At 64.1% G+C, this 17,876-nt stretch carries 18 protein-coding genes; 15 read left to right on the top strand and 3 right to left on the bottom strand.

Translation table 11 applies throughout. The features are described 5' to 3' along the window. Nucleotides 1-408 precede the first annotated feature (408 nt). From ACLBYD_RS24865 to ACLBYD_RS24895, 7 genes are all read left to right on the top strand, one after another. The gene (locus tag ACLBYD_RS24865) at nucleotides 409-1,104 is read left to right on the top strand and encodes a nucleotide-binding protein (protein WP_085470918.1); all 696 of its coding nucleotides are present in this window, start codon (nucleotides 409-411) and stop codon (nucleotides 1,102-1,104) included. Then, the gene (locus ACLBYD_RS24870; RefSeq protein ID WP_447818516.1) at nucleotides 1,104-2,030 is read left to right on the top strand and encodes a ParB/RepB/Spo0J family partition protein; all 927 of its coding nucleotides are present in this window, start codon (nucleotides 1,104-1,106) and stop codon (nucleotides 2,028-2,030) included. Before ACLBYD_RS24865 ends, ACLBYD_RS24870 begins: the two co-directional genes overlap by 1 nt. Before the next feature lie 54 nt (nucleotides 2,031-2,084). Further along, nucleotides 2,085-3,896, top strand: a complete 1,812-nt coding sequence (locus ACLBYD_RS24875; RefSeq protein WP_447818517.1) for a hypothetical protein — start codon at nucleotides 2,085-2,087, stop codon at nucleotides 3,894-3,896. Continuing rightward, on the top strand, nucleotides 3,897-4,691 hold the full coding sequence (locus ACLBYD_RS24880) for a hypothetical protein (RefSeq protein WP_447818518.1): 795 nt from the start codon (nucleotides 3,897-3,899) through the stop codon (nucleotides 4,689-4,691). Nucleotides 4,692-5,072: 381 nt separating this feature from the next. Continuing rightward, nucleotides 5,073-6,251: a site-specific integrase gene (locus tag ACLBYD_RS24885; protein ID WP_447818519.1), complete on the top strand. Its 1,179-nt coding sequence runs from the start codon at nucleotides 5,073-5,075 to the stop codon at nucleotides 6,249-6,251. Nucleotides 6,252-6,256: 5 nt separating this feature from the next. Next, entirely contained in the window at nucleotides 6,257-7,270 is a 1,014-nt protein-coding gene (locus ACLBYD_RS24890) for a hypothetical protein (protein ID WP_447818520.1), read from the top strand. Nucleotides 7,271-7,383: 113 nt separating this feature from the next. Then, entirely contained in the window at nucleotides 7,384-7,614 is a 231-nt protein-coding gene (locus ACLBYD_RS24895; RefSeq protein ID WP_447818521.1) for a DUF2188 domain-containing protein, read from the top strand. 212 nt (nucleotides 7,615-7,826) lie between these two features. Here the strand turns inward: ACLBYD_RS24895 and ACLBYD_RS24900 are convergent, their stop codons facing one another. After that, nucleotides 7,827-8,480, bottom strand: coding sequence for a DUF6338 family protein (locus ACLBYD_RS24900; RefSeq protein WP_447818522.1), 654 nt, complete (start codon nucleotides 8,478-8,480; stop codon nucleotides 7,827-7,829). A 532-nt stretch (nucleotides 8,481-9,012) separates the two neighbouring features. Here ACLBYD_RS24900 and ACLBYD_RS24905 point away from each other — a divergent pair. From ACLBYD_RS24905 to ACLBYD_RS24915, 3 genes are read left to right on the top strand one after another with little or no spacing between them, the layout of a single operon-like run. Then, nucleotides 9,013-9,279, top strand: a complete 267-nt coding sequence (locus ACLBYD_RS24905) for a hypothetical protein (protein WP_447818523.1) — start codon at nucleotides 9,013-9,015, stop codon at nucleotides 9,277-9,279. A 54-nt stretch (nucleotides 9,280-9,333) separates the two neighbouring features. Continuing rightward, nucleotides 9,334-9,942: a helix-turn-helix transcriptional regulator gene (locus ACLBYD_RS24910; RefSeq protein WP_447818524.1), complete on the top strand. Its 609-nt coding sequence runs from the start codon at nucleotides 9,334-9,336 to the stop codon at nucleotides 9,940-9,942. Then, entirely contained in the window at nucleotides 9,939-10,379 is a 441-nt protein-coding gene (locus ACLBYD_RS24915) for a hypothetical protein (protein ID WP_447818525.1), read from the top strand. The genes ACLBYD_RS24910 and ACLBYD_RS24915 overlap by 4 nt, the downstream gene beginning before the upstream one ends. 647 nt (nucleotides 10,380-11,026) lie before the next feature. Here ACLBYD_RS24915 and ACLBYD_RS24920 read toward each other — a convergent pair. Both ACLBYD_RS24920 and ACLBYD_RS24925 read right to left on the bottom strand, forming a co-directional pair. Then, a complete protein-coding gene (locus ACLBYD_RS24920; RefSeq protein ID WP_447818526.1) occupies nucleotides 11,027-11,971 on the bottom strand; it encodes an amidohydrolase family protein in 945 nt (314 codons plus the stop codon). 1 nt (nucleotide 11,972) lies between these two features. After that, nucleotides 11,973-12,617: a TetR/AcrR family transcriptional regulator gene (locus tag ACLBYD_RS24925; RefSeq protein ID WP_447818527.1), complete on the bottom strand. Its 645-nt coding sequence runs from the start codon at nucleotides 12,615-12,617 to the stop codon at nucleotides 11,973-11,975. A gap of 129 nt (nucleotides 12,618-12,746) precedes the next feature. On the opposite strand from ACLBYD_RS24925, the gene ACLBYD_RS24930 reads away from it, so the two are divergent. The 5 genes from ACLBYD_RS24930 to ACLBYD_RS24950 all read left to right on the top strand — a co-directional run bounded on the left by ACLBYD_RS24930 (nucleotide 12,747) and on the right by ACLBYD_RS24950 (nucleotide 17,848). Continuing rightward, nucleotides 12,747-14,357: a bifunctional 3-(3-hydroxy-phenyl)propionate/3-hydroxycinnamic acid hydroxylase gene (locus ACLBYD_RS24930; protein ID WP_447818528.1), complete on the top strand. Its 1,611-nt coding sequence runs from the start codon at nucleotides 12,747-12,749 to the stop codon at nucleotides 14,355-14,357. Further along, nucleotides 14,354-15,217 (top strand): alpha/beta fold hydrolase, encoded by an 864-nt coding sequence (locus tag ACLBYD_RS24935; protein ID WP_447818529.1) that lies wholly within the window; start codon nucleotides 14,354-14,356, stop codon nucleotides 15,215-15,217. The genes ACLBYD_RS24930 and ACLBYD_RS24935 overlap by 4 nt, the downstream gene beginning before the upstream one ends. Next, the gene (locus tag ACLBYD_RS24940; RefSeq protein WP_447818530.1) at nucleotides 15,214-16,221 is read left to right on the top strand and encodes a VOC family protein; all 1,008 of its coding nucleotides are present in this window, start codon (nucleotides 15,214-15,216) and stop codon (nucleotides 16,219-16,221) included. Before ACLBYD_RS24935 ends, ACLBYD_RS24940 begins: the two co-directional genes overlap by 4 nt. Nucleotides 16,222-16,291: 70 nt before the next feature. Continuing rightward, entirely contained in the window at nucleotides 16,292-17,428 is a 1,137-nt protein-coding gene (locus ACLBYD_RS24945) for an amidohydrolase family protein (protein WP_447818531.1), read from the top strand. A 39-nt stretch (nucleotides 17,429-17,467) separates the two neighbouring features. Next, nucleotides 17,468-17,848, top strand: coding sequence for a hypothetical protein (locus ACLBYD_RS24950; RefSeq protein WP_447818532.1), 381 nt, complete (start codon nucleotides 17,468-17,470; stop codon nucleotides 17,846-17,848). Nucleotides 17,849-17,876 lie beyond the last annotated feature (28 nt).

The following is a 17,876-nucleotide window of genomic DNA, read 5'->3' on the forward strand; positions in this document are numbered from 1 at the left end:
GAGTTGGGGGAGTGCCCTTGTGTACCCGTCGACCTCGACCCGGCCTCGTTTCCATCCACGCGTCGACAGTCTCAGGGAGCCAACCGAACCGAAGTCCGATCGACGCATCAGCTTGCGGCAGAACACCTTTCCGTAGATAGCCCTTGGCGGTGTTGTAGGTGATGCCGACTCGGTCGGCAACTTCGTGCAAAGTCAGGTAGCGAAGCACATCTGCGATGATACGGCGAAAGCTTGTTCGGTAGACCTGTAAGGGTCTATTGTACGAGTTGCGCGCCTGATGCAACTGCATCGAAACCGTTACAGTGGTGCGGGCGCAATCGTCCTCTCCGCCAAGAGGTGACGATGCGAGTCCGAAGTAGCCCCACCGTGGGGTGAAGCATACGGAGGTAACCTGTGGCTGTTCATGTCATGCTCAATCAAAAGGGTGGCGTCGGAAAATCCACCCTCACCATGAATCTCGCCGCTGTCAAAGCGGATGTTCTCACCGCCGGCGACGATGACGATGTCCAGTCCCCGGTCGCGGCGATCTCGGTCGACCCCCAGGGCTCTGCGGTGTGGTGGGCTTCGCGCGTCGAAGAGTTGCCGTTTCTGATCGATCAGGTTCACGACAACCTCGATGTGCTGCGTAATCTCGACAAGCTTCCCGGCATCAAGCACGTCTATGTCGACACTCCGGGTTGGATCGATCTGTCCGGTTCCGACGACGGCACCGATGTTCTCGGCACCGGCAGCTCGGCCGACGCCTTGCGCGCGGTGCTCGAGGTCGCCGATCTGGTCATCGTCCCGATCGAGCCCGAACCGCTGTGTTTCGATCCTACTGCTCGGACCATCAAGCAGGTCATCGAACCGCTCGGCAAGAAATTCATTGTCGTGGTGAACAATTGGGATCCGCGGGACGGCAAGGTCGATCTCGAGCAGACCCGCGAGTTCGTCCAGGCCAACGGCTGGCCCCTGGCTCGAACGGTGGTGCGGCACTACAAGGTTCATACCCGCGCTGCGGCCGAAGGGCGAGTGGTCACCGAGTACGAAGCCAACCGTGTCTCGCTGCAGGCACGGGAGGACTTCTACAAGCTCAGCCTCGAGCTCGCGGACGGTGGTCGCTGATGGCGCCCAGGGGTGGGCGCGCGAACTTCGCCTCCCTGGTCGGAGCAGTAGGCGAGCACTCTCCGGTCGACCGTAAGCGCACCCCCACACCCACGAAGACGAACACGACCTCGAAGACGACGATCGCGTCGCTCGAAGGTCAACTGCTCGCCGATGTTCCGGTCGACCAGCTCATCGCCAACCCGCGGAACCCGCGTGATGAACTCGGTGACCTGTCGGATCTGGCGACGATCGCCGATCGGCAGCTGCAACCCGGCACTGTCGTCAGCCGCACCGCGTGGCTGAAATTGTGGCCCGAGGACGAAGACGACCTCGGCGCGGCGCAGTACATCGTCGTCAACGGCAACCGTCGCCTGGCCGCTGCTCAGAAGTACGGCCGTGCGGGACTCGATGTGGTGCTGCGCGACAGCATCGCCGTCGACAAGGGCGAAATTCTGTGGGCGGCAACGAGTGAGAACATCGACCGCCGTGACTTCGATGTGCTCGAAGAAGCCAAAGCCGTCGAGTTGATGGTGTCCGAGTTCGGGAGCGCGGACGCAGCGGCGAAGAAGCTCGGCCGCTCCAAGGGCTGGGTCTCCCAGCGTCGCGCGCTGCTCAAACTCGCACCGGAACTGCAAGCAGCCCTGCGTGCAGGAGATCTCGCCGTTCGGCAAGCCCGGTCTCTGGCCCGTGTCCCGCTCGAGGAACAGGTCGCCGCGTGGCAAGCGGCTCAGAATCCCGAGCCGGATCCCGACGTCGAGGCACAGGCTTCGGAACCCGAAGAGCCGCAGCCGAAAGAGCCTGCCGGCAAGCTCGAGCCGGTGGACAAGGTGGCGCAGGCGCTCAAACGGCTCGGTGCTGATCCGGATGTGCTTGCCGCGGCAGTGCGTAAGCACTTCACCGACGACGAGCGCCGCAAGCTCATCGATGCACTCGAGCTCCGGTAGGTTCGACTCGGAGACGGGTCCGGTGGATCGCAGAAGGACTGTAGTGGTAAGCCGATGAGCGGAATCGACGACCAGATCGCCCTTTTCGACCTCGACCCCGAACCCGAAAAGCCGCTGAACGATTCGGCCACACCCGAGAACACAGCGATCGAGGAGCCACCACCGCCGGCAGCGGAAGCCCTGCAGCCGGTTGATGCCGACACCGCCCCAGCCGACACGGACAACGCTGCCGGCACCGATGAGGCGAAGAAGCCGATGGCACAGGTCCGGCCGTGGGAGTCCCTCCCTGTCACCGAGGAGGCGGACGGCCACGCGATCATCGTGACCGCCGAAGCCACCTACACACCGTCAGGTGCCCGGTTGACCGGACCTGTCGACTCGATCGAGAAGCTGGACAAGCTGCTGCACTGGGCCGCGCTGACCCCGCACGGACTCACCGCCCAGGTGTGGTTCGTCGGGATCGATTCGTGCGCCCAGCTCGGTTGGACCATCGACCCCGGCAGCGAAGACGACGTCGACGACCTCGAACAACTCCGCCAACGCGCCGCGACCGAACTGACCCATACCATTGCGGCAACCTTGCCGCCTCTGATCGCCGCCGGCTGGGAACTGCGCGGCGACCCGGGTTACGTCGTTCACCTCATCCGCAAGGTCGGCAAGGCCACCCAGATGGTCGACCTCGTTCTCGAACCCTACGTGTGGACCTACTGGAACAAGGACTTCGGCTGGGGCAACCGCGTCGGAGACATGGGCATCCTCGGCAACCCCGCCGCCGGTACCTACCTGCCCGATGAGGATCTATCCGCCGCCCGTGAACTCGGACGCCGCCTTGCCTGGTCCGTCAAACACCTCGACACATTGCCCGGACCGACCCCGGCCCGCACCGGTGCTGCGGTGCTGGACAAGATCCGCCGCGAACGCCTGCGCACCGGCAAAGGCATCGTCGTCACCGCCGGCGGCCCGATCCCGCCCATCGACGGCGCCCCACGTGGGGACTTCGAACCACCCGCCGGCTGGTCCCGCATTCCCGATGCCGACGATCTCGACGGTGCGACCGCGCTGGTCACCATCGACCAGCGCGCCGCCTATCTGGCTTCGGCGGGGATGCTGTCCTTCGGCTACGGCCGGGTCCGCAACCTGCTCGGTGCCGACGCCGCGGCCGCAGCGGCAGCAGACAAGCCCCCCTTCGGGATCTGGCGCGTAACCCTGCCCGCTGCCGGGCAATACGCATTGCCGGAAAAGCTACCGCTGCCGCACCCGGCGATGCTCGACGACCAACCCGTGCAAACCTGGATCACCACCGTCAGCCTCGACGGATTGTGCGCCCCCATCGCAGACGGGGGGATGGGCCTGGACGTCGACGACCTGGACATTACCGAGGCCTGGATCTACGAGGAACAGGGTCGTGCCCTCGACAAGTGGGCCAAGGTCCTGCGCGAGGCTCGCACTGTCGCGGCCGAGACCGGCGATGCGGCGATGAAGCGCTTCCTAGGCGCCTGCTACAAGGGCTACGTCGGCCGGATGGTCAACCCGGACATGTGGACCGCCACCCGCATGCAACACCACCACCAACCATTGTGGCGAGCGGCGATCATGGCGCATTGCCGCTGGCGTGGCCGCCGCGTCGCGATGCGCATTGCCCGGGAGACCGGACGCTGGCCGATCCGCACAATGACCGACTCCTGGGTGTACCTGGTGGGGGAGGGACAGACCCTCGCCGACGACAGCGACGCATTGGGCAAAATGGTCCTCGAAAAGCACGTCGAACTCACCGACGAGACGCTGTTGGCGTTCGCAGAGGCCGAGACCACCCATGAGGTGCGTCTGGCAATCGCCGCAGCGTACGGCACCGAAGAGGGGGAGTAGATGGCGCTGCATCTACCGAAACCCCGATCGAAAGCCGTGCCGCAGAAAACCGTCGGCCTCGACGGCATGAAGGTCACCGTCGCCGCCGCAGCGGCCGCCGGTGTCGCCAAGGCACAAGAAACCAGCCGAGGCCTGACCGGGCTGACCTCGCGGGTCTCGGTCAAGCAGATCCGCACCGAGATCGGCAACGACGGACTGCGACAGGCCGCCATCGACGCCGGTCGCACCCCACCATCGGACCGCACCCTGCGCCGTTGGGCGCAACAAGGACGCATCCCTCATGCCGAGGTCGCCGAGCTGGCTCAACGCCGCGCCGCCATCGCGCGACTCGGGGGAGTGAACGAGGTGGCACGGAAGATCGGCCGCAGTCCCTCTTCCGTGCGCAAGTACATCTCCGGCAAGACCAACGAGTTGCGCAACGACGCACGGTCGAAACTCAAGGACGTCAAGGCCAAGGATGTCATGGACAAGGCAGGTGTCCTCAACCCGGACGGCACCCCGAAGATCGCCACCATCCGCGTCACCGGCCGTGTGCACGTACGCAACGGCGACGAGACCGGCTACGACTACCGCACTCGCACACTGGACTTCGGCAACTCCGACGTCCCATTTAGCGCCGCAGAATCACAAGCACTGGCCGCAGCGCTCGCCAACGACGACCAAGCCCGAGTCGTCGCCATCCTCGAACGTCACGCAACCATCGACTATCCCGAAAACAAGGGATTCGACGTCTACAGCGACCAGTTCGGGTTTCACTTCGACGCCATCGACAAGATCGATGTCACCTGGCACTGAAGTCGATACGTTCGATTCGCAGCATGAACGTAGGCGCAAATCTAATTCTTGGCGACGACTGCGGAAACGTACCGCCGCTCAGTCGAGTGAAGGTGAACGGAGATCGTGTCCTCGAGTTCGTCGACCGTGGGCCGGAAGCTGCCGCCACCGAATCGAGAAGCGACACCCTGTTCACAGGACACCACGAAGTTGACGTCGAAAGCAGGAATCACCGAGAAGGCTGTAGAACTGCATGACGGACGGGGTCCTACGAGCAGTCATTCATGTTTCTTACGGGGTTAACATCGCTAATTGGCATTAGCGCACCATCTCGTCTGAAACCCCTGTTGAGCGCGTTTCCCTGCCCGAGAGCGTCGGTGCGGGCCGGTAGGCTCCCGTTCCGTGCCCGACGACCTGCTGATGCGCCATCCGGACCCCTCCGACGCCCCTGCGCCGACCGTCTCGGAGCCCGCTGCGCCATCCGTGCCGACTTTGCCAGCCGAGGCTCTTACACAGGTGGCCGGGACGGCGGCGCGGTCGCGATCCGAGTCGACCCGCCGCAACTACGCCGCCGACTGGCAACGCTTCACCGCCTGGTGCCAGCAGGAAGGCCATGCGGCGTTGCCGACGCATCCGCTCACCGTCGCCGCCTACCTCCATGCGGCCGCCGCCACCGTGACGGAGGCGGGGGAGCGAGCCTACTCGCCCTCGACCTTGGCCCGGTGGGTGGCGGGCATCGGTTATCACCACCGCCGCGCCGGCCATCCCGCGCCCGGGGCGGACGAGCTGGTCACCGCGACCCTGTCCGGGATCCGCCGGGACTACGCCGCGGCGGGGGAGCGGCCCCGCACGCCGCGGGCGCCGCTGCTCACCGCCGACATCGTCACCATCGTCGAGAAGATGCGTGCCGACAGCGGCAGTTGGGCCGCGGAGGTCCTCGAACGCCGCGACTCCGCCGTCTTCTTGTTGGGGTTCGCCGGGGCGTTCCGGCGCAGCGAACTCGTCGCGCTGGCCTGCAGTGACGTCTCGCTGCACCGGCTCGACGGCCTGCACATCAAACTCCGCAAGTCCAAGACGGATCAGGAAGGGCGGGGGAGTATTCGGGCGCTGCCGTTCACCCACTCGCACACGAGTTGTCCGCCGTGTGCGTGGCTGCGGTGGGCACAGGTCGTCGCCGCCTTCGACACCGGGGGCCGCCCCGCCGTCATCCGCCTGCTCCGCACCGCCGAACCCTTCGAGGCGCACGTGTGCCGCGGAGTCCGCCCCCGCATGGTGCCGTCCTCGCCGTGGTTGCGGTCGATCCGCAAGAACGGCAACCTCTCCGACACACCCCTGTCGGGAGCGGCGGTGCACAAGGCCATCCGTCGCCGGGCCGCCCAGGCCGGCTACGACCCCGAGATCGTCCAGCAGCTCGGTGGGCATTCGCTGCGGGCCGGGTTCGTCACCCAGGCCTTCCGCAACGGCGCGAGCGCGCACGCGATCATGCGCCAGACCGGACACAGCACCCCCGCGATGCTCGAAACCTACGCCCGCGAACACGCCCCGCTCATCGGCAACGCCGTCACGAATCTCGGACTCTGAGCGCGATGGCCCGCACCGATCGGAATATGCACCGCCGCAACGATGTTCACGATGCGGTCCAGGGCCTACGGATCCCCGCCCGCTACCGGCACGACTGGATGCTGTTCGCCGACTGGTGCACCGCCGCCGACCACCGCCCCATCCCCGCCACGCCCGACACCCTGGCACTGTTCCTGCATGAGCACCCGGCCACGGTCGCGACGCAGCGACGCCGTCTGTCGGCGATCAACGCCGTCCACACCGGGCACGGCTATCCCGCCCCGGGACGCACCGAGACCGTGCGCCGGCACCTCGATGCTGCCCGTGCTTCGCGCCTCGACCGGCTCGGACGCCTGCTGGTGCAGAGAGCGGCCGAGTTGCCCATCACCGGCTGGCCGAGCGGACTGTTCGGCCGCCGCGACGCCCTGCTGCTGGTCCTCGCCGCCACCGGCATGACCTTTGTCGACATCACCCGATTGCGCCGCCGCGACCTCCGCCTCGACGGCAACACCCTGGTGGTCACGACCCAGTCCGGCGAAAGGTTCCGACTCGGACCGGATTCCGAAACCGGAGACAACCCAGCTGCCGCGATGTATCGGCGGTGGGCGGAGATCCAGGCGTTTCTTGACCTGTACCCGGGCACGCATCTATTGCGCCATCACCTCACCGACCCGACCGCGATCATCTCCGATCTGCTCGATGCGGAACAGGCCCGGCAACCGTTGCTGTGTCCGATCGACCGCTGGGGACACCTCCCACACGGCCAACCCATGACTGCGCAGTCGGTGTCGGCGCTGGTGCGAGCACACCTGTCCGGCCAGGTCCCGATACGTAGGGCTCTGCCCGTTCTCCCACAGGACGACACCGGTGCACCGGTTGAGGCCGACATCATCCTCGACCCCGGCTACTACGACCGCGGCACCACCGCCCGGCACCGAGATATTGAGGCCCTCGAGGACCTCAACGACGTCTTCGACGAGATCGAAGCCCGCACCGATGCGCTGCTGGAGAATTTAGTGGGAGTGCTGGAGGGACTGTGACTGTGTTCGCTTGAACGAATTGAGGTCGTGTCGGTGGTTCCTGCTAGACACTTCATAATCCGCAGTGCCGTGGAGGTAATCTTGTTCTCAAGATCGAGACTCAGGGGGATCGAATGGCTAAGGGTGACATCCATACGAGCAAGCAGGGCGACAAGTGGGTGAACAAGGCAGAAGGGAACACTCGCGCGTCCAACAGTGCACCCACAAAAGCGGAGGCTCAGGCCAAAGGACGCGAGATGGCCACCGCGCGGGGCGTTGAACATGTCATTCACAAGCAGGACGGCAAGATCGGAGAACGCAACACCTACCCGCGCAGCCGCGACCCTCGATCCTCCAAAGGCTGAAGTTCATGGCAGGTCGTGGCCGGGCACAGCCTTCGCGCACCGAGACTCGCGGCGCAAAGCCGCGTAGCGGGTCGAGTCCAGGAACTCATGGTGCACAGCCGGCCTCGCGGCCGACGGCACCGCTACCCCCTCCACCTCCGCCGCCGCGGGGAGGTAGTGGGCAAGCCAACGCTGAGTGAGGTCAACTAAGTTCCCCTGGGTAGGACCTTGGGTCACGTTGAAGGACTGCTCGGCATGACCCATTCCACTCGTTCGGCGCCGTTCAACGGGACGTACACGCCGAGCGTGCCTTCGATCTCCGATAGAAACTCGCCTTTGGAAGACATCTGGAACTGTTGGGGAATGAAGATGTCACGTTGCTCCGGATAGGTAGAGACGAACCCTACGCGTTCAGGTAGGTATCCACCGACCCATTTTCCGTCGCTTGTGTGGATACGGACATAGCAGCCCGCATTCGTGGCTGCTGCATAGTCCCAGGCAGTCGGAGTGGAATGTCGCCGTTCAGCGAAAACGAAAGGCCACCAGTTTTTTCGAAGCCGTACATGGCCGATCACAGCAACGACTGCTGGGAATACGACAGCGAGTGCGAGCACCATGAGACCGGTTGTTCGTGGGTGCGTCAGAGCGCTGGGCTCTGCGGAATTTCTATCCCCAAGGAGCATCGACACCAGCCAAGGTCCGGCAATGATCATGTACACGCAGTCGAAGACGACACTCGCTGCCACTGCATGGACCAATCGAACACTGAAGTCCTTGTCGTCCGGTCCGGGGCCACGGAGATACCGACGCACGGCAGTGAAGACGATTCCCGGGACAACCAACAGAAGCAGAGCTAGCAGCTGAAACACCGTCTGAGGCAACGCCATGCAAACCACTATGGCAGGACACGCTGACAGACCATGGGTGCGTCAACTCATGTGGAGAAATACGACAACGGAACCAATTCGCGAGGGCACACGTGGACCGCAACAACTATCGGAGGGCGGTCTCACCGCCAGTTCTCTGCAACGAGCTGCTCGGCTTCGTCAATGCACGAGTCGCATCGACCTCCCGTTCGCAGGGCCCCGTCATAGAACGAACCCTCCTCCTTGGGCCTGCATTTCGTCGAACTCGACGAAATCGCCGCCCGGTGTCCCTTTCCCCATCGTCTCCGAGGCCGCTAGGCCCGTGGCCTCACGTCACCGGTGAGAAAGCTGTCCAGATGGCTCCTATCGGTTGTCCTTCGTATCCTGGGACGAGGTTGCGCCTTACACTCCTTGCTTGGAACAGCAGGGCCGAGAGCTTTCCCGGCCGATGCCTCGATGAAGGGGAGTAATCCAATTAATCGCGGATGCGATGGGCAAGAGTGGTCCGTAGGCAGCCGGCGCCGTTGTCCAGTGATTGGCTCGGAGGACGTAGATGGGTGAAGGCTGGGCTGAGGCGAGCCTGCCGGATGCCCGGGACTCACTCAATAAAGAGGTTTACGCCGTCGTCGAAGACCTGGTGAAGAAGCAAGGCTGGCGACTGCGAAAGCAAGGGCACGCATACGCTCTGTACTGCCCCTGTGAAGACGAGCGGGCCAACTTCATCACTGTGCCAGGGACGTCAAAGAACCCGGGAAACGCCGCCAAGCGGCTCAAGCGCTCCGCCTCTCGATGTCCGGATCGCCATGAGCTTATGAAGTGACAAGCGGTACTGTTGTCATTTGACAACAGCAGCGGCTTAGCCCATTCTGGGGTCATGACCCCGACCGAATTCGAGCTTATTTTTGTGATCCCAGAAGTCGCCGATCCCGGCGATCCACGGATCTCGCAGGTCGAGGAGCACCTCGACGTCGTGGTCGAATCCCACAGTGGCCTCACTCTCGCCACGGTCACCGCCGAAGGCTCCGACCCGGTTACCGCCGCATTGAATGCCGCAGAGATCCTCTCGTCGTGCGGTCTGCCCCCTGCCAGGTCGTATCCAGACTTAGTCACCCGTCAGGACATCGCAGACCGAGTCGAAGTCTCTCGGCAAGCCGTCGGCAACTGGGTACGCGGTCAACGTTTGCAGTCCGATCCTTTTCCCTCCCCGGTGCATCTCGTCGGCGGCGGTGTGTGGCTATGGAAGGACGTCGTCGACTGGCTTCGCCGCAATAACTATCAGATCGACGACCTGCCTTCACCCTCCATAGACGAGCACGCCCGCATCGACAATCTCCTGCTCGACGCGCACACCCCAGTTGGATTCAGTGGCCACGTCGAGATCGCATCTGCACGGATACGGACTGTCTACGCGCCTTCCGTGGTCGATCTTGGCCGCAAGTGGGCAGGGGATAGTTTCCAAACCGACTACGCACTTGCCATATGAGCGACGACAGAGCGCCTCGGGCAATTACCGACGCGCGCGAGTTGCTCGAGCTGACCGAACTCACGGACATTGTCTTCTACGAGATCGGTGCGCGACGCAACCCGGACGTCGAGGACACCCCTGTCTCTATTGATATCGCTTTGCGTCGGGAGGAACTCCTTCTCGAGATCCGGTGCCGAGCGACAGTCCTCGGTGGGGGAGGTGAGTACCTTGTTGATGCGTCTGCAGTGTTCACACTGCAGGAACCGGTCCAGGCTTCAGAAACAGCCGTCGCCGAGTTCGTCGAGCGTGTCGGGGTGATGTCGGTCTATCCGTACCTCCGAGAGGCCATTACCCAATCCGCAGCCAAGCTAGGCCTCGACCGCCCTGTCCTGAGGCTTCTCCGCCCTGGAGACGTGCACGTCACGAGCAGCCGAAAGGGCGACGTCGACAGTTGACGTAAGAACGCCTATCGGCATGCGGTGCGTGCAAGCATTGCACGCACCGCATGCACCGCATGCATGGGTATGGGACGGCCGGGTTTCCTGCCGGTTCCCTAGGCAACCGGCAGGTGCGAGCCGTAGGACTCTTTCAGCGGACCGAGGAGTTCAGAACGGATGCATGAAGATACATCCGGACTGTCATGTATCCGAATTCCGTGACGCTGAGGGAGCCTGTCTCGGTGTTGTGTCGTGGTGTCCGGTCAGTACTTCGATTACCGTCGCGAGATCGTCCGTGGTGAGATGTTCATTGCTCGGGATGGGGATACGAGTAGAACGTCTTTCTACCCGTGGATTCCGTGGTTGCTGTGATCTGCTTGGTCCCATGGTCGTTGTTTCTCCTGATAGGGGTCGGGTAGTTGCCGCTTGACGGGGAGTATCGGCTGGGTGCATCAGCCCTCCGGCAACAGGGCGTGCGAGTGAAAGGGCGGATAACGATCTCACGCCTATCACGGCCACGGTCTCGGGGCTGTGCATCGGTGGAAGCGTCGACGAGCTCAGTGGACGGCGCCGATGTGCAATTGCGCGGCCGCACAAATGTATTCGACACCTGCGCCTTCCCTTCCGGTGTTTCGGGGGAGGGCGACAGTGACCTTCGAGTGATGCTACGACAGCTTCTTGTCCACGGTGGTTCGGGCGAAGAGGTTTTCGGCATTGGTGTGATTGATCGCTACTCGGGTGGCGTCGTCGAGGGTCTCGTGGCCGTCGAGCAGGTTGTTGAAGTAGGTGCCGGCTGCGGCGGGAGCAAACGGCCAGTCGCTGCCGTAGAGGACGTGCCCGGGATGTGCGAAGGCGAGCAGGCTCGGTAGTGCGGCAGGACTGCCGGATAGTGCGGTGTCGTAGTAGAAGTCGGCGAAGTCGTGCAGTGCCTCGAAGGGATCGCGGGTTCCGGTCGCGACCATCGCGAGCGAGATGCGATGTGAGGCGTAGGGCAGAAAGCCTCCGGCATGCGACAGGATGAACCGCAGGTTGGGGTACCGGCGGGGAACGTTGTGCTTGACCAGGTTGAACGCCGCGCGGGTGGTGTCGAGCAGGAAATCCATCGCGAACGAAGGAATTCCGTCTACGGACGGGCCGGGCAGTTCGCCGGGATGGACGAAGACGATCGCATGGTGACGGTTGAGTTCTTCCATCAGTGGATCGAAGGTGGGGTCGCCGAGATAGCGGCCTCGGGAATTGGCGATCAGGACGACCCCGTCCGCTCCGAGGCTCGTCAGCGCGTACTCGGCTTCGGCTATGGCGCCGTCGACGTCGGGCAGGGTCAGGGTGGCGAAGAAGCCGAAGTTGTCGGGATGGGCCGTGGTGAGGTCGGCGGTGTAGTCGTTGACCACGCGGGCCATGGCGCGTGCTTCGGTGTCATTACCGAGGTGCACACCCGGGGTGGATACCGACAGGATGGAACGGGTGATGCCGAACTGTTCGGCTGTTTCGAGGGCGTCGGCGGGGCTCCAACGCGGCAGGTCGATGCCGCCGGCGCGGGCGACGTCGTGGGTGTTGAGCCAACGGACGTATTCGGGGGGGAGCACGTGCTGGTGGACGTCGATGCGCACGTCAGTGCCTTTCGGGAGAGCTCAGCCGTTGGGCGGCGTCGTAGAGCGAATGGGCGTGTAGTTCGAACAGGGCAAGGAGGTCGATGCTGTCTCCGCCGATCTCCTTGGCGATGAAGAGTCCGTCGGCAGCGGCCATGGCGTAGGTGGCCAACAGTTCGACGGCATCGTCCGGTACGTCGGAGAACTCGGGTGCGTCGGAGAACAGTGTGCGGGCTGCGTCGACGAGTTGGCGTCGGGCTTGTTCACGCACCTGAAGGAACATTGTGCGTGCACTCGGTTCGACGGGTCGTCGTTCGAGGGTGAGCATCAGGCCCAATCGGAGGAAATCCGGCGACTCGAGCAGGGTCTTGGCGACCTGTCTCGCCAAGGCTGTGAGGCGTTCGCGGAGGTCGTCGCCGTCGGGGACGATCCATCCGGACATCCACGAGCTGAAACTGCGTTCGATCACCGCGGCGATCAATTCGTCCTTGTCCTTGAAGTGCCAGTAGATCGAACTGGCCGGTAGGCCGCTTTTCGTGCTCACCAGAGCGATGCTGGTGCCCTCGTAGCCGCGTTCGGTGGCAACTGCGACGGCCGCATCGAGGATGCGGCGTCTCGATTCCTCTCCGTTGGCGCGGCGCTTGCGGGTGTTCTTCTGCTCGGGCACGAGCTGCTCCTCGAGTTTGTGAGGGGGACACGTTGACTCTACTCGCAAAACCAGCTTACTGTAGTGATCACTCCAGCAAGTTTGGGTCCGGACGACCCCGCTAGCGCTCTCCGATCGACACGTTCCCCCATGAGAGGCCTCGACGTGCCCGACATCCCGCACTACGACGTCGCCGTCATCGGCTACGGCCCCACCGGCGTGACCGCCGCGAATCTTCTCGGCCAACTCGGTTTGAAAACCGTTGTCATAGAACGCAACTCTGATATCTATGGACGGGCCCGCGCAATCTCCACCGACGAGGAGGTGCTGCGGATCTGGCAGCAGGTCGGTCTTGCGGATCGCTTGCAGAAGGACATGCTCCCGGGAGGGGCGGTGGCGTTCGTCGACAGCGGAGGCAATCCGATCATCGAAACCGCGGCCGTTCCCCGCGGCTCCGGTCACCCGCCCCAGCAATTCATCTACCAGCCCGCCCTCGAAAAAGTGCTACGGGACGGGGTCGACCGGTTTCCCGATGTCGAGGTCCTACTCGAACACGAATGCCTGCGGGTGCTGCAGGACGGAGCCGGGGTCGAATTGATGCTCGCCGACCTGCGCACCGACTCCTTCGTGCGCATCCGGGCGTCCTATGTGATCGCTGCGGACGGGGGCTCGAGTCCCACCCGTGCTCAGCTCGGTATCGGATACGAAGGCAGAACCTATGCCGAGCGGTGGGTCGTGATCGACACGAAAGTGCTTGAAGAGTGGCCCGGACACGACCGATTGCGGTTCCACTGCAACCCCGCCCGTCCGACCGTGGACTGTCCGACTCCGCTCGGCCATCACCGGTGGGAGTTCCCCGTGCGTGACGACGAGGACGAGAACGAACTCGTCTCCGAGGCGGCGATCTGGCGTGTGCTCAACGGTCAGGGCATCACCGACACCCAGGTGAAGATCCTGCGCGCGGTGGTCTACAGCCATCATGTGCGTTTCGCCGACCGCTGGCGGGTGGGTCGGATCTTTCTTGCCGGGGACGCTGCCCACGCGATGCCGCCGTGGATCGGCCAGGGCATGTCGGCCGGGGTCCGTGATGTGGCGAACCTGTGCTGGAAACTCGCCGCGGTGCTCGAGGGCAGCCTGCCCGAGTCGATTCTCGACAGCTACCAGCAAGAACGACTTCCTCACGTGCGGGAGGTGACCGACCGCGCCGTCAAGGTCGGCAAGATCATCACGCAACACGATCGCACGCTCGCCGCGGTGCGGGACCGACTCTTCCCGATCATTCTGCGTATTCCGCGAGTGGCCGACTGGCTGCGGGACAACCGCTGGATTCCCCACGCCTTCTACCCGCACGGATTGTTGGCGGTACCGAAAGCTGCCGAGACCGCTGCGGTGGGCTGGTTGATTCCGCAGCCCTGGGTACTCGACGAAAAAGGCGATCGCGCACGTCTCGACGACGTCGTCGGTGGCCGTTGGACAATTTTGCACCTCGGGCCCGCACAGGCGTGGCCCGGATGGCGCACTGCAGGGGTGCCGAGTGTGCGCTTGGCTTCGCCCGGAACGATTCCCGTCGCCGGCGCTGTCGTCGACCTCGACGCGATCCTGATTTCGTGGATGCACACCAAGGGTGCGACTGCAGTGGTACTGCGACCCGATGGTGTCGTCTTCGCCGCCGCCGGAGCCGACGGCAATCTTGCCTCTCCACCTCCCGGCATGAAAGTTGCTGCCCCGGTGACCGATCCTGAAACGGAGAAACCCGCATGACCGAGACGTCCTTGTCCGAACGCACTGTCACCGTCGGTGGCCGAGAGATCTTCTTCGCCGAGACCGGGGAAGGACCGGCCGTGGTGTTGCTGCACGGCGGCGGCCCCGGAGCCTCCGGGGTGTCCAACTACTCCCGCAACATCGATGCCCTCGCCGGGCATTTCCGGGTGATCGTGCCGGATCTGCCCGGCTACGGACGCTCGACCAAGGGAGTGGATCAGTCCGATCCGTTCGGCTTCCTCGCCGACAACATCTGCGGTCTGCTCGACCGCCTCGACCTCGACCGAGCGCACCTGGTCGGCAACTCCTACGGCGGGGCGTGCGCCCTGCGCCTGGCGCTCGACAGCCCGGACCGGGTCGAGAAAATGGTTCTCATGGGACCCGGTGGCATCGGTACCACCCGTGCTCTGCCGACGCCCGGACTGCAATCGCTGTTGTCGTACTACACCGGCGACGGCCCGTCGCACGAAAAACTCGAAACGTTCGTTCGCAAGTATCTGGTCTTCGACGGTTCAGCGATTCCAGCCGAGGTGATCGATGAACGCTACCGGTCGAGCATCGACCCCGACGTGGTGTCGGATCCGCCGCTGCGTCGCCCGTCCGGCCCGAGTGCTCTACGGACGTTGTGGCGCATGGACTTCACCCGGGACCACCGATTGCGGCGGCTTCCCACCCCGACCTTGGTGATCTGGGGTGCGGACGACAAGGTCAACCGCCCCAGCGGCGGACCGATGCTGGCCAAGGCCATGCCGAACTGCGACCTGTTGCTCACCGCGAACACCGGGCACTGGGTGCAGTGGGAACGCGCCGACCTCTTCAACGCTGTCACCACCGCCTTCCTCGCCGGGAACGTCCGATGACTATCACCGACACTCTGTTCGGCTCCGTCCACCTCGGTTACATCGTCATCGAAACCGACAAGTTCGCCGACTGGCACCGTTTCGGCCGCGACGCCATCGGCCTGCACGTCGACCGGTTGTCGAACCAGGCCATGCGTTTCCGGATCGACGATCACGAATGCCGGTTCCTGCTGCGACGTGGCCCTGCCGAGGACGTCACCGCTCTCGGCTGGGAGATCGACGATCACGAATCCTTCGACCGTGTCGTAGCCCGGGTGCGTGACCGCGGTGTCCCGGTCACCGAAGGCACCGATGAGGACTCGGCTCTGCGCGGAGTCGAGCGTCTGGTGCGTTTTCCCGGCCCGAAGGGAATCGATCAGGAGATCTTCACTCGCCCCCACCTCACCACCGAACCGCTGGTGATGAGCAATTCCGGATTCGTCACCGGCGCTTCCGGCATGGGACATGTGGCGATCACCTCCACCCGGCCTCACCAACTCCGGGGATATTACGACACCGTCTTCGACGCCCGGTTGTCCGACTACATCGACGAGACCATCAACGGCGCCCGTCTGAAAATCCGGTTTCTGCGGGTGAACGAGCGGCACCACTCCATCGCGGTCGCCGCGGTGCGCGGGGTACCTGTCGACCCGATCCGCACCCGCATCCAGCATCTGAACATCCAGGTGACCGAACTCGACGACATGACCCGGGCCTACCAGCGGGTCAAGCAACTCGGCTTCGACATGGCACTCGGTGTCGGCCAGCACACCAACGACCGTGAACTGTCCTTCTACGCACTGACCCCCTCCGGTTTCGAATGGGAAGTCGGCTGGAACCCGATTGTCGTCGACGAATCGACGTGGGAGCCGGCCACCCACCGCGGCATCAGCATCTGGGGCCACACGCCGGAAGGACAGACGATCGTCGACAAACTTGCCCAGTTCAAACAGGCTGCCCTGTCACTGCGCCGCCCCGAGCAGACCGTTCCTGCGCTCAGCGGCCCAGGCATCGCCGACGACTGACCGGCGGACCCGACACTCTGCACCCCCGCTTGCCCATCTGCCCCTCTACTTCCCCACAGGAGAGACCGCCTTGACGTCCGAATCACCCGACCGCAGCCGTGTGACGCTGAGCAGAAGAAGTGTGCTCCGTGCCACCGCCGTCGCCTCTGCCGGTGCGGGCACCCTACTCGCAGGCACAGGCGTGTCGGCGGCACAGCCGGCACGACGCCAGAACGATCCGCTGCCCTCGCAGCCGTATCGGATCGACCTGCACGCGCACTTCCTGCCACCCGAATATCGAGCATCCTTGCTCGCCCACGGTCACTTCACCATCGGTGGCTACCCCACGCCGCAGTGGTCTGCCGAGGCAGCAATCGACTTCATGGACCGCTACGGTATCGCCGCCCAGGTGTTATCCGTCTCCGATCCCGGCGTCGATTTCCTCCCCGGTGGTGAAGCGAAAGACATGGCGCGGTACTGCAATACCTACGCAGCCGAACTGTTCACTCGGTACCCGACACGTTTCGGTGGTCTCGCGGTGCTGCCCATGCACGATATCGGGGCTGCCCTGGCCGAGCTCGACTACGCCTTCGACGTTCTTCGTCTCGACGGCGTAGTACTGCTGTCCGCCTACAACGGGGTCTATCTCGGTGATCCCCGTTTCGAGCCGCTGATGCATGCGCTCAACGCCCGGAACGCATACGTCTTCGTGCATCCTGCCGCCATTCCTGCCGACGCCAAACCTGAGCTTCCTCTGCCGGACTTTCTTGCCGAGTTCACCTTCGATACCACTCGAGCGGCCACGCTGCTCATGGCCGGGGGCACTTTGGCTCGATACCCGAACATCCGGTTCCAGCTCTCCCATGCAGGCGGCACCCTGCCGTTTCTCGCACATCGCATCGGGATCGCATCGCAGACGCCAATCGGTGATGTGTGGCCTGACTCGGTTCCCCGGCCGTCCGTACTCGACGTCGCCCGCTATGTGAATGGGTTCTTCTACGACACCGCGCTCAGTCCTGCACCGTCGGCGATGCGCAGCGTTCTCGCTGTCGGTCAGCTCGACCGCATCGTCTTCGGCAGCGACTGGCCGTTCAGTGCACTGACGTTGTCCGGGTCCGGAGATCCGCAGCCCGAACTGAACGAAACGTTCGACACCGCCTCCCGTCTGCGCATCGAACGCGAGAACGCACTGCGCGAGTTGCCGCGACTGGCCGATGCGCTGACGTGACACCTCCTCGCCCACATCACACAACCATCGGAGATGGGTATGACAGTCAACAGGACGCTGGCTATCGCGTTGAGCATTGCCACCCTCGTGCTCACCCCCGCCTGCGGCGTCGGGGATGATTCCGCCGATACCACCAAAGGGTTCAAGCCTCCTGCAGAGGCTCTCGACAGTGCGATCGACAACGCGCGTCTGAAGGCGTTCGTGGGGGCTTTCCGCACCGGATTTCCGGACTTCGCCAACAACCGCACCGATACCGACATCGAACGGATCGCCCGAGTGTCCTGCACCGATATCGCCGCCGATACAGACCGAACCGCGGTCGACGACCGCATTCGCGACACCGTCGCGCACGACGGCCGCGTTCCCGACGAGGCCCAGATCGATCGGATCTATCGGCTCATCACCCCCGTATGCCCGTGAACTCGGTCCCACACCGCGATCACCGATG

It is taken from the genome of Rhodococcus sp. C26F (genome assembly GCF_053345925.1).

Coding starts and splice junctions, on each gene's coding strand:
- ACLBYD_RS24915 (WP_447818525.1), top strand. CDS start 9,939: ATGAGCGACGACAGAGCGCCTCGGGCAATTACCGACGCGCGCGAGTTG.
- ACLBYD_RS24905 (WP_447818523.1), top strand. CDS start 9,013: ATGGGTGAAGGCTGGGCTGAGGCGAGCCTGCCGGATGCCCGGGACTCA.
- ACLBYD_RS24875 (WP_447818517.1), top strand. CDS start 2,085: ATGAGCGGAATCGACGACCAGATCGCCCTTTTCGACCTCGACCCCGAA.
- ACLBYD_RS24870 (WP_447818516.1), top strand. CDS start 1,104: ATGGCGCCCAGGGGTGGGCGCGCGAACTTCGCCTCCCTGGTCGGAGCA.
- ACLBYD_RS24950 (WP_447818532.1), top strand. CDS start 17,468: ATGACAGTCAACAGGACGCTGGCTATCGCGTTGAGCATTGCCACCCTC.
- ACLBYD_RS24880 (WP_447818518.1), top strand. CDS start 3,897: ATGGCGCTGCATCTACCGAAACCCCGATCGAAAGCCGTGCCGCAGAAA.
- ACLBYD_RS24940 (WP_447818530.1), top strand. CDS start 15,214: ATGACTATCACCGACACTCTGTTCGGCTCCGTCCACCTCGGTTACATC.
- ACLBYD_RS24900 (WP_447818522.1), bottom strand. CDS start 8,480: ATGGCGTTGCCTCAGACGGTGTTTCAGCTGCTAGCTCTGCTTCTGTTG.
- ACLBYD_RS24935 (WP_447818529.1), top strand. CDS start 14,354: ATGACCGAGACGTCCTTGTCCGAACGCACTGTCACCGTCGGTGGCCGA.
- ACLBYD_RS24890 (WP_447818520.1), top strand. CDS start 6,257: ATGGCCCGCACCGATCGGAATATGCACCGCCGCAACGATGTTCACGAT.
- ACLBYD_RS24930 (WP_447818528.1), top strand. CDS start 12,747: ATGAGAGGCCTCGACGTGCCCGACATCCCGCACTACGACGTCGCCGTC.
- ACLBYD_RS24895 (WP_447818521.1), top strand. CDS start 7,384: ATGGCTAAGGGTGACATCCATACGAGCAAGCAGGGCGACAAGTGGGTG.
- ACLBYD_RS24910 (WP_447818524.1), top strand. CDS start 9,334: ATGACCCCGACCGAATTCGAGCTTATTTTTGTGATCCCAGAAGTCGCC.
- ACLBYD_RS24865 (WP_085470918.1), top strand. CDS start 409: ATGCTCAATCAAAAGGGTGGCGTCGGAAAATCCACCCTCACCATGAAT.